This is a genomic window from Niveispirillum sp. KHB5.9 (assembly GCF_048066115.1).
In the GTDB taxonomy this organism is placed as follows: Bacteria; Pseudomonadota; Alphaproteobacteria; order Azospirillales; family Azospirillaceae; genus Niveispirillum.
Genome location: NZ_JBLTYX010000001.1, coordinates 576,855 through 588,437, shown reverse-complemented (window position 1 = coordinate 588,437; position 11,583 = coordinate 576,855). Strand labels below are relative to the sequence as shown.

Genomic DNA, 11,583 nt, shown 5'->3' with positions numbered 1-11,583 from the left:
CGCGGCTTTAACGTGTTTACCCTGGTCATTAGATATAGATGGCCAGAGTCTATTTCATCCTGATGTATTACCTGAATATGAAGCAGTGAGAAATCTAAAAGCAGTTCGACGCGGAGGTCAATTGTGTGTCATTCGGATATATGTCACAGCCGCTCGAGGGAAAAGGGCAGGGAAAACAGGGGTGTTGGGGGTTTCCCTTGATGGATGAACCAAAAGTCTGTGCTTATTCTTAAGTATACGTAGAGTAGTCATGGTTAATGAATGTTAACTGCGATTAATATTTATCTGTTAACATCAGTGCGTTTGAAATGTCGTGGAAACGCAAAGGCAACAGGGTTATCCCAAAAGTACAGGTGACATCCATGGATGGTATAGCGCCAGCCCACCCCAAGCCCGATCAGGACGAAGGAAGGCCGTGGCCCGGCGGTTCACCAGGCTGGCGGTGAAGGAGAAGGTGCTGTTGGAGATGGCCATGATATCGGCCTCGCACAGCGCCTGGAAATCATCCAGGAAACCAGCCCCGGCCAGGGCGGAGACGCCCAGGTCGGTGGCGGTCAGCGGGCTGTAGTGCCGGAAGGCCCGGACGCAGGCCGGGTCGTCGGTCGCCACGTACAGCAGCGGTCTGGTCAGCGTCGGCCACAATCCTTCGAGCCAGCGCAGATACCAGGCTTCCGGCGCCGTCCAGAAGGGACCCCAGCCGAAATCCCCACGCCGCAGATGCAGGGCCACCAGTGTGTTTCCATTGGCGCGCAGGCGCTCGCGGATCTGCTGCATACGGTCGGTCCAAAGGCGCCCCTGTGTAAAGAAACCTCGGAAATCCTCCGCGAACGGCGCCAGCGCCGTCATGTCGCTGCAGAAATAGCCGTCGATATCGTGGCCCGCCGCCCGCGGCGGCGCATCCGGCCCCATGTCCGCCGTCAGCGCCGCCTGTTCCTCCGACAGCCGGGGCAGGGCAGGGCCGGGCAGGGGATCGTCCAGATCGAACAGGTGCCGCCCCAGCCAGGGCGGTGTTTCAAGGGTGAGCCCGTGGCGCTGGGCATAGAGCCGGGCCACGCCATACTGCAGCAACTGGTTGCCGAAGCGGCCATTGCTGCCCAGCCGCGTCACGGCCAGCCGCTTTTCGTCAGTTGCGGCGCGGGGGTGAGGCGCCGGTGGCGGACCATGTTGGGCATCCAGCAGCAGCAGGGCGCGGCGGGTGAACGCCTCCCCATAGCCCTGATTGCAGGCAATGGCGCGGTCCCAGGCGGCCAGCGCCTCCGGCCTCCTGTCCAGCGCCTCCAGTGCCGCGGCCATGGCGGCGTGCGCGTCGTAGAGGCGAGGCGACAGGGATGCCGCCGCCTGTGCGGCCGCCAAGGATGCGGTCGCATCGCCCCCATCCAGCAGCAGGCCCGAGCGTTCGGCATGATATTCCGCCTGGCCCGGCGACAGGGTCAGGGCGCGGTCCAGATGTGCCGCCGCCTCGGCCCGGAGGCCCAGCTTTCGCTCGGTGCGGGCCAGCAGGAACAGGGCGTTGGCGGTGGGGTTCAGGCCGACGGCATGACGCAGATGGGGCAGGGCATCCGCCGCCGTGCCTTCCTCCAGCAGCAACAGGCCCAGATTGACGCGCGCGGCGTAGAGGTCGGGCTGCAGGGCGATGGCGCGGGTGAAGGCGTCCTGGGCCTCCGCCCGTTTTGCCAGGCGATATGCGGCCATGCCCGCCTCGAACCAGACGGCCGGCAGGGTGGGCGCCGTGGCCGCCGCGCGCCGGAGTTTCTCCAGTGCTGCCATGTACTCCCCCTTGCCGGTATCGGCATGGGCCTGGGCCATCAGGGTCTTGGCGAGGTCCGCCTGCGTCGCCGCCATCTCCGCCTGTTCGGCTTTCAGGGCATAGAGCCGGCGGCGGATCAGGATCTCGATGGCCATGAACCGGGCATCAACCACAGCCCCTTCACCCGGCGAGCGGCCGCTGGTCATCTCCTGCTGCAGGTGGTCCAGCACATTGCCGGGCCGCATGCGGTAGAAGACCGTCTTTTCCTGGATGGCCACGCCCTTGAACATTTGCATCAGGGCACGGGAATAGGCCACATCCTCCGCCCGCGCCGGGCAGAACGGGTCCTCTTCCGGAAAGCCGCCGCTGCGGTCATGCGCGGTGCGTCGGATACAGAGATTGCAGGGATATGTCTGGCGCGACGCCTTGCGCCAGACCGGGGATATCTGGTCATCGATGCCGTCGAACAACGTCTCCGTGCGCACATAATCGACCGTCGGGTCGCGGTCCAGCAGGCTGGCCGTGCAGTGGAGATGCGGTTCCAGGAACAGGTCGTCGGAATCCAGGAACCACAGATACGGGCCCCGCGCCGCCGCCGCCCCGGCATTGCGGGCCCGGCCGACCCCGCCATTGCGGTTCTGGGCGATCAGCGCCATGTCCTGGTCCGGATGGGCGCGGCCCCAGCCGCGCACGACCGGTAGCGTATCGTCGGTGGAGGCATCGTCGACGACGACGATATGGATCCTCGCTGTCCCCTTTCCCGTGGCCCGGCGATAATGGGCAAGCGACGCCAGGACGCTGTCCAGGCTTTCGCCGATCGTGTCGGCGGCGTTATAGGCGGGGATGACCACGGTGCCGATGACATCATAGCGCTGCCGGTGGCCATCCAATGCGGCCAGCGCCACCGACAGGCCGCTGTCGCCTGCCGGAATGTCCGGCGCCATGCGGGCCGGCATGGCCGCCGCTTCCGCCTCGCGCCCCTGGATCAACCAGACGGTGCCCAGCAGGCGGGCCAGATGTCCCTCCACCGGTGCGAATCTGGCCAGCCATTCCAGCTGTTCGCCCGCCTCGTCGAAACGGCCGGGGTCCAGCAGGGTGGAGATCTGGTTCAGGGCCACATGCAGGGTTGCCGATACCTGCAGGTCGAACACGGTCTTGTCACCATGCAGCTGCCAGGCACGTCGGAACAGGCGCAGGGCCTGCATCCCGTCGCCATCATCGCGCAGATGGGCGCCAAGGTGCTGCAGAGCCATTGCATTCGCCGGATTGTCCGCCAGAAAGCGACGGCATTCCCCACGCTCCATCCGCATAGAGTTCCCCGTTAAACATTCCATGCTGCATAAACTATGGTAACAGAAAGCGAAACACCGCAGGCGTCCGGGTTCAAACGGTTATGAAGCTCGCCTTCCTCGACACGACATTCGGCGACTATACGCCGCGCACGCCCCTTGCCGCACCGTTGGGCGGCATGCAGTCCGCCGCCTGTCATCTGGCCATGGCCCTGGCGCGGGCCGGAACGGACGTGACCCTGATCAATGGTACCGGCATGCCGGGCGCCGTCGATGGCGTGATGTGCCGCCACCATGCGACCATGCCCGTGGCCCTGCTGGCCCAGCATGACGTGCTGGTGGTCATGGGCGGCTGCGATGGCGACAGCGTGCGCAATCTGCGCGCCGCCATGACCAGCCGCCAGAAACTGGTCCTGTGGACACAACATGCGGGCGACCAGCACAGCGTCGCCAACCTGTCCGACCCCGACATCGCGGGCCTGTGGGATGCATTCATCTTCGTCAGCCGCTGGCAGCGTGACGATTTCATCCGCCGATTCACGCTGGCGCCCGACCGCTGCCATATCCTGCGCAACGCGCCGGCCCCGTGTTTCGCAGGCCTGTTCGCCGAAGATGCCGATATCGCGGCTGCCAAACCCTGGCCGCCGGTCCTGGCCTATACCAGCACGCCGTTCCGGGGGCTGGACGTGCTGCTGGCGGCCATGCCGCGCATCCGCGCCGCCATTCCCGGCACCATTCTGCGGGTCTATTCCTCCCTGGAGCCCTATCAGGTGCCGCTGGCCAGCGATCCCTATGCCGGGCTTTACGAGCAGTGCCGGCAGACCGAGGGCGTGGAATATGTGGGCAGCATGGCGCAGCCGGCCCTGGCCAGGGCCCTGCGCGCGGTGACGGCGCTGGCCTATCCCAACCGCTATGCCGAGACCTCCTGCATCAGCGTCATGGAGGCGATGGCGGCCGGGTGCCTGGTCGTGTCATCACACCTGGGCGCCCTGCCGGAAACCGCCGCCGGCTTTGCCCGCCTGCTGCCCGTGCCGCCGGACCCCGCCGACCATGCCGTCCGCTTCGCCGATGCGATGGTGACGGAACTGCGCCGCCGCCGGGACGATCCGGCCGGCACGGGGCGCCACCTGCGCGCCCAGCTGGACCAAGCGGGTGTAGCCGGCGGCTGGGACCGGCGGGCGGCGCAATGGCTGTCCTGGCTGGCGGGGGGAGAGGATGAGGGGAAATCCGACATCCCAAGCCTGATGGCCCGCCTGCGCCGACCGTCTTTGGTGGGCGACCATGATGCCATGGCGGATCTGTGCGAGCGGGTGCTGGCCCTGGACCCGGCCCATGCCGGCGCCTGGCGCATCCTGATGCAGGTGCAGGCGACCCAGGCGCGGCCCACCGACGCGCTGCTGTCGCTGGGCCGCGCCATCCAGTTGCATGATGGACCGCAGCCGGCGGAATGGGCGGGCTGGATGGCGTCGCTGCTGTCGGGTGTGGCGGCGGGGGAGGATGGAAGCCCGCTGGCGCAGCGCGTGGCGGCGGTACAGGGTGTGTGGCCGCTGCTGTCGGCGGGGGAATGGGCGGGGCCGCTGGTGGCCGCCACCCGCCACATTGCCGGTCAGGCACGGGCGGCGGGCGACATGCCCAGCCTGCTGGCGGCCTGCCTGCTGGTGGCGGCAGCGGCACCGCAGGATGCCGGCATCCGGCTGGTCGCCGCTATGGCGGCGCAGGGGCTGGGTGACGGCGCCCAGGCGCTGGAACTGGCGGGCGATGCCCTGCGCATCGACAGCGCCACGGTGCTGGGCGCGCGCAGCACGCGGTCCATGCTGGCCGGATGGCTGGCGGCGGCGGAGCAGACGGCCCTGGAACGCGTGGAAACGGTGGATGCCGGTCGCCTGTTCCCCGCCATGGCGCTGGTCGCCGGCGCCCTGGGGGAGGATGCCAGCCTGGCCCGGCAGGCGGCGGCGGCCAGCGACGGACGCCTGCGCAAAGCCCTGCTGCTGCGCATGATCGCCGCCCGTCACCGGCTGGCGGGGCGGCGGGACCAGCAGGTGGAATTGCTGCGTCAGGCGGCCGGGTTGGGGGTGGAGGCCGGTGCCAACCTGCGTCTGAACCAGGCGCGGCTGGCCTTGTCGCAGCGGCTGCTGCTTGAAAACCTGGGCATGGTGCTGAATGACGGCGCCAATGGCCGGATGGGGGAGGACTGGCGGGATGAGGCCAAGGCGCTGATCGGCCATATCGAGCAATCGCTCCATCTGAAGGGCAATGACGAGGGCGAACGCTCCGTCATGTGGGGCACCTTGCGCGGCTATGATGCCTTCCTGGCTTGGTTCGATGCCACCGGCCCGCAGGCCCCGCCGCTGCCGGCACCGCCACCGCAGGGGCGCAAGGTCTATGATTGCTTCCAGTTCTACAACGAGCTGGACCTGCTGGAATTGCGACTGGCCGAACTGTCACCGGTGGTCGATCATTTCGTGCTAGTGGAGGCCGCCTATACCCATGCCGGCGCGCCCAAGCCGCTGTATTTCGCCGAGAACCGTGAGCGTTTCGCCGCCTATGCCGACAAGATCATCCATGTCGTGGTCGATGATGATCCCGGCGGCTTCGCCTGGGTGCGGGAGGCGCACCAGCGTCAAGCCATCCTGCGCGGACTGGACGGCGCCGGTCCGGCCGATCTGGTGATCGTCAGCGATGCGGACGAGATTTTGCGGCCGGACGTGGTGCGCCGCCTGCGCGATGCCGGGCCGGAGGGGCCCAGCCTGTTCACGCCGCACCTGGACATCCATCTCTATTTCCTGAACCTGCGCGCACCCGAACCCTGGATATCGGTGGCGGCGGCGCCGTATGAGCTGGTCCGGCGGGTGGGGGCGAACAATATGCGCTATCTGGCCAAGCAGAATCTCGGCCAGGCCATCCCGGCCGCCGGCTGGCACTTCACCTGGATGGGTGGCATCGAGCGGTTCCTGGCCAAGCTGGACGCGTTTGCGCATCGGGAGATGATCGGCAGCTTCGGCCATGATGATGCCGTCAACCGGGCACGGCTGGAGAGGTTCTTCGCCACCGGCCGGTTCGAGGAGGGGGCCGTGCCCGGCATGTGGACGGCCCTGACCCGCGTGCCCATCGATGGGACATTCCCCGCCAGCCTGCGCGCCCTGCTGCCGGACTTCACCGCCAAGGGCTGGATCGCCCCCGGGACGGATACATGAGCGGCGGCGACCTGCTGGCCCAAGGCATCGCGGCGCAGAATGCGGGCCGGATGGAGGAAGCGGAGACGGCTTTCCGCGCCCTTCTGCAGACCAGACCGGAGGACCCGTCGGCCCTGCACGCGCTGGGGGTGCTGGCGCTGGTGCGCGGTGATGCGGAAGCCGCGGTGCCACTGCTGGCCCGGTCGCTGCGCCAGCGGCACGGGGATGCGGCGGCCTTCGCCAACCTGTGCGCGGCGCTGCGGCAGCTGGGGCGGCTGGACCAGGCGGCGATCGCGGGGCGGGAGGCGGTGCTGATCGATCCCAACCTGGACATGGCGCACCATAACCTGGCCAGCGTGCTGCTGGACCTGAAGGATCATGAGGGCGCGCTGGAACCGCTGCGCCGCTATATCGAACTGGCGCCCGACAGTACCTTCCAGCGCTTCCTGCTGGGCACGTCGCTGATGGTGCTGAACCGGGAGGCGGAGGCGGAAACGGTCTGGCGCGACCTGCTGCGCCTGACGCCCGACGATGGCCGCGTCCATGCCAATCTGGGCGTGGTGCTGAAGCATCTGCGCCGGTTCGAGGAAGCGGTTGCCAGCTATCACCGCGCCCTGGTGCTGATGCCCACCGAATCGGCAGTGCTGAATAATCTGGGCCTGTCCCTGTCGCAGACGGGGGAGAGCGACGACGAGGCCCTGTTGTGGCTGCGCCGGGCCATCCGGTTGAAGCCCGACTTCGCCGATGCCTGGCTGAACATCGCCCTGGTGCTGCGCAACCAGAACCGCATCGACGAGGCGCTCGATTATTGCCGCAGGGCCCTGGCCGCCGATCCCGAGCATGCGGAGGCCAATACGCTGCTGGGCAATTGCCTGCTGCTGAAGGGACAGATGCGCGCCGGTTTCGCCGCCTATGAATGGCGCACGAAGCTGCGGGAATTCCAGGCGCCCAAGCATATGTATCCCTCGCCCAGCTGGCCGGGGGGCGATCCGGCGGGGTTGACCCTGCTGCTGCATGATGAACAGGGGCTGGGCGACGGTATCCAGTTCGCGCGCTATGCACCGATGCTGGCGGCCCGCGGCGCGAGGATCATCGTGGGATGCGCCAGGCCCCTGGTCCGCCTGTTCGCCAGCCTGCCCGGCGTAGCGGAGGTGGTGGCCACGGGCCAGTCTTCACCCCCGCACGATTTCCATGCGCCGCTGCTGAGCCTGCCGCATCTGCTGGCGGAAGAAACCGTGCCGCCCCTGGCCGCCCCCTACCTGTCGGCGGAGCCGGCACTATCGGCCCGTTGGGCGGACCGGTTTGCCGGTGTCGGCGGGCTGAAGGTCGGGCTGGTCTGGGCCGGCAATCCGGAATTCCGGGATGACCGGCGGCGGTCACCGGGACTGGCCACCATGCTGGGACTGCTGGACGTGCCGGGTGTGCGTTTCTTCGCCCTGCAGAAGGGGGGAGGGCGGGGGGATCTTGAGCGGCTGGCTGGCTGGCCGGGGGATCATTTCACCGACCTGGGGCCGGAGATCGGCGATTTCGCCGATACCGCCGCCATCATGGCCAATCTGGATCTGGTCATCAGTTCCTGCACGGCCCCCGCCCATCTGGCCGGCGCATTGGGTCGGCCAGCCTGGACCATCCTGCCGCTGAATGCCGACTGGCGCTGGCGGGAAAGCGGAACGGACACGCCCTGGTATCCCACCATGACCCTGTTCCGGCAGGAGAGGATCGGCGATTGGGCGCCGGTGATGGGCCGGGTGCGCGAGGCCCTGGTCAGGCTTGCGGCGGCACGCTGAACCCGGCTGGGGCCAGGCCGGCGCTGCGGCGATCCCACATCATGCGGTAGGCGGTTTCCAGATGCCGGGTGAAACGCGGCGTGTCGAACAGGGGGGCGGTGCCCCGCACGGCCTCCAGATGCGCCTTCAGCCCCGCCAGCTTTTGCCGATCACGGGCCAGCGACAGGGCCAGCGCCTCATACCCCGCCAGGTCATCCGTGACCAACTCCCCCAGCCCCACGGCGCGCAGCAGGCTGGCCGACACGCGGGCGGCGAAACCGTCGCCCCGCCGCGTGACCACGGGCACGCCCATCCACAGCGCGTCCGATGTCGTGGTGTGGCCCGTATAGGGGAAACTGTCCAAGCACAGGTCGATGGCGCGATAGCGGGCCAGATGGTCCACCAGCAGGGCCGTGCCCGCGAAAGCCAGCCGGGCGGGATCGATGCCCGCCGCCTGCGCCGCTTGGCGCAGGTTGGTCGCCGCGGCTCCCCACGGATCGTGTAGATACAGGCTGGCATCGGGCACGGCGCGCAACAGCCGCATCCAGCAACCGAACATCTCCGGATTGAGCTTTCTGGGCGGGTGCAGCGCGCCGAAGACGAACCCGGATGCCGGCAGGCCCAGGGCGGCACGGTCCACCGTGGCGGGCAGGGGCCGGTGCCGGTCATTGACCTGATAGCAGTCGGGCAGGATCACGATCTTCTCGTGATAGAGGGGTTGGTCGCAGGCCGGGGTCACCAAAGGGTCGCCGATCAGGTAATCCAGCGGTCCCCCGCCCATCGTGCCGGGATAGCCCAGATAGGCCACCTGCACCGGTGCCATCCGCCGCGACAGCAGGTCCAGCCGTGCGCCAGCCGTGAACCCCTTGAGATCGACCAGGATATCGACACCCTGTGCGGCCACCCAGTCGGCCACCCCGGCCGTGCCCATCCCCCGCAGGGGCTGGAACCCATCCACCGCCCCGCGAATGCGCCGGCGGATGGGGCTGTCATCGTCGCGGCTGTAGCAGCCGGCCAGGATGCGGAAATGCTTTCGATCATGCTGTTCGAACAGTTCGGCGGCCAGATAGGCGGTGGCATGTTCATGGAAGTCGGAAGACAGATAGGCGATGGTCAGCCGGCCATCACCCTGGTCCCTGGCCGGGAAGGCCGTGGCCGGTGCGGGCACGACCTGCTGCCGGAATACAAGCGCTGCCGCCCGCCTTTGCCGCGCCGGATCGATGCCGATCCATTGGGTCAGCAGCGGTAATACGGTCCTGCCCTCGTCGATGTGCCGTTCCACCCGCCGACGGCGCACGTCATAATCGCGCCAGTCGGCGATATCCAGGTGGCTGGCGAATGCCTCCCCATCGGCGAGGTCCAGCATGGGATCGATCCGGAAGGCCCGGTCGAACGCGGTGGCGGCCCCGGCCGGATCGCCGCCCGTCCGGCGCGCCAGACCCAGCCCGCGCCAGGCGGTGGCCGATGCCGGTTCCAGCACCAGGGCGCCTTGGAAATCACCGGCCGCCTGCGCCGGCCTTTCCAGCCGCAGCATGGACCGGCCGATGCGCCATCCGGCATTGTTCGGCGCCAATGCCGCGGCACGGTCGAACAGGGTTTCGGCTTCGGCCAGATCACCCTGCTGCTGCCGGATCATCGCCAGATTGCCATGGGCATCGGCGATGGCGGGGTTCAGGGCCAGGACGGATTGGAACAAATCCGCCGCCATCCCCCCATCGCCGGCCGACATGCGCAGCACCGCCAGAAGGAACAGCCCACCGATATGGGCCGGCTCCGCGTCCAGGAGGGCGCGGCACAAATCCTCGGCCTCCGCCAAACGGCCCTGGCGATAGGCGCCGGTCGCGGCCCGCAACAGGTCGGTGGGGGAAGACGGGGGCAAGGTGGGGGAAGCCTTTCCGGTTGGCATCCCGCGAACATGGCCGGCCGGGCCGGCATTGCCAAGCCGCTTGTCACCCCATATGCATGAAGAATGATCAGGGAAAAGGGACGGACCATGGTCGATGACAGCTTGCGTCGGCAGGTGGAGGCGGGGGCGCAGGCCCACGCCGCCGGTCGCCTGGACGCGGCCATCGACCATTTCGCCAGGGCCGCGCGTATGAGCCCCGGCCATCCGGCCGTGCTGTTCAACCTGGGCATCGCGCTGGAGGATGCGGGGCGGGCGGAGGAGGCGCTGGCCATCCTGACAGAGGCGCACCGGCTACGCCCCGACCATCCGCACACGCTGTTCCGGCTGGGCAGCCTGCTGGCCGGACGGGGCACACATGAGGCGGCGGCGGATATGTTCTCAAGGCTGCTGGTCGTGTGGCCGGACTATCCCGACGCGGCATTCCGGCTGGGCAATGTGCTGATGGCGCTGGAACAATACAAGGCGGCGGAGCGCGCCTATCGCATGGCCGTGGCCTTGGACCCCGGCACCGGGTCAGTCGCCAACAACCTGGGCAGTGCCCTGCGTCGGCAGAATGGTGTGGCCGACGCAGCCTGTTGGTATGGTCGGGCTGTGCGGCTGGCGCCCGGGGTGTCCGAATACCACAAGAACCTTGGGACCTGCCTGATCTTCCAGGGTAATTGGCGGGAGGGCTGGCCGCATTACGACTGGCGCAACCGGCAGGCGGCTTGGCGCTGGCGGCGGGACATTCCCGGCATTCCGCGCTGGGACGGGTCGCCCCTGGCGGGCCGCACCATCCTGGTGCATTTCGAACAGGGTCTGGGTGATACGCTGCAATTCATCCGCTATATGGGCGTGCTGAAGCGGCAGGGGGCGCGGACCCTGTTCGAATGCCAGCCCACGATGCGCGACATCCTGCGATGTGTTCCCGATATCGACCAACTGGTCTGCCATGGGGAGCCGTTGCCGCCCGCCGATTGCCATGCGCCGCTGATGAGCCTGCCGGGCTTGTGCGACAATACGCCGGACAAAGTGCCGGCGGCGCATGCACCCTATCTCCACCCGCCCGCTGATCGCGTGGCGGCCTGGGGGCGGCGGATCGGAACGCGGGGCTTCAAGGTCGGCATCAACTGGCAGGCCGCAGGGCTTGACCGCTCCATCCCGCTTGCGGCCTTTGCTCCCTTATCGACCGTGCCGGGGATCAGGCTGTTCAATCTTCAACAGGATGTGGGCCTGGACCAGCTGGACGCCCTGGCCGGGCCCCTGAACATCACCCGCTTTCCCGATGCCGAGCGTGAACGGGCCCATGGCAGCTTCGTCGACAGTGCCGCCATCATCGCCAACCTGGACCTGGTGGTCAGCTGTGACAGCGCCATGATCCATGTCGCCGGGACCATGGGAAAGACGGCCTTCCTGGCCCTGCCCTGGCTGGCCGACTGGCGCTGGCTGTCCCATCCGGATCGCACATGCTGGTATGATTGCGTGCGTATGTTCCGATCGGAGGTCGAAGGGGATTGGCACGGCATCATGACACGGATTACGCAATCTGCTCTAGCCATGTCTAACCTTAAGATTATGGGCTAACCACTATAGAGTTCATGAAATGATAAGCATTTCCGTGGATTGTGCGGTATAGCTGCGCTTTGCCGGCTATTCGCCGGTCGGTAACAAGATACTCGCTCACCTTTGTGGTTACCCTGTTTAAATGCCGTTAATCTTTGGG

The 11,583-nt window shown here is 67.5% G+C and carries 5 protein-coding genes; 3 read left to right on the top strand and 2 right to left on the bottom strand.

Annotated features, from left to right (window positions below; all coding sequences use genetic code 11):
* Positions 1-336: 336 nt before the first annotated feature.
* Positions 337-3,000, bottom strand: a complete 2,664-nt coding sequence (locus ACM9HJ_RS02415; RefSeq protein ID WP_416570080.1) for a glycosyltransferase — start codon at positions 2,998-3,000, stop codon at positions 337-339.
* Between the two features lie 140 nt (positions 3,001-3,140).
* Between ACM9HJ_RS02415 and ACM9HJ_RS02410 the strand changes: the two genes are divergently transcribed.
* Together ACM9HJ_RS02410 and ACM9HJ_RS02405 are read left to right on the top strand one after the other, a co-directional pair.
* Positions 3,141-6,230, top strand: a complete 3,090-nt coding sequence (locus tag ACM9HJ_RS02410) for a glycosyltransferase (protein ID WP_416570079.1) — start codon at positions 3,141-3,143, stop codon at positions 6,228-6,230.
* A complete protein-coding gene (locus ACM9HJ_RS02405; RefSeq protein ID WP_416570078.1) occupies positions 6,227-7,996 on the top strand; it encodes a tetratricopeptide repeat protein in 1,770 nt (589 codons plus the stop codon). Before ACM9HJ_RS02410 ends, ACM9HJ_RS02405 begins: the two co-directional genes overlap by 4 nt.
* Here ACM9HJ_RS02405 and ACM9HJ_RS02400 read toward each other — a convergent pair.
* Positions 7,974-9,854 carry a tetratricopeptide repeat protein gene (locus tag ACM9HJ_RS02400; protein ID WP_416570077.1) on the bottom strand — a complete coding sequence of 627 codons (1,881 nt, stop codon included), beginning with the start codon at positions 9,852-9,854 and terminating at the stop codon, positions 7,974-7,976. The two genes, ACM9HJ_RS02405 and ACM9HJ_RS02400, sit on opposite strands and share 23 nt — an antisense overlap.
* Positions 9,855-9,968: 114 nt before the next feature.
* Here ACM9HJ_RS02400 and ACM9HJ_RS02395 point away from each other — a divergent pair, with 114 nt between their 5' ends.
* Positions 9,969-11,444, top strand: a complete 1,476-nt coding sequence (locus ACM9HJ_RS02395; protein WP_416570076.1) for a tetratricopeptide repeat protein — start codon at positions 9,969-9,971, stop codon at positions 11,442-11,444.
* Positions 11,445-11,583: the final 139 nt, after the last annotated feature.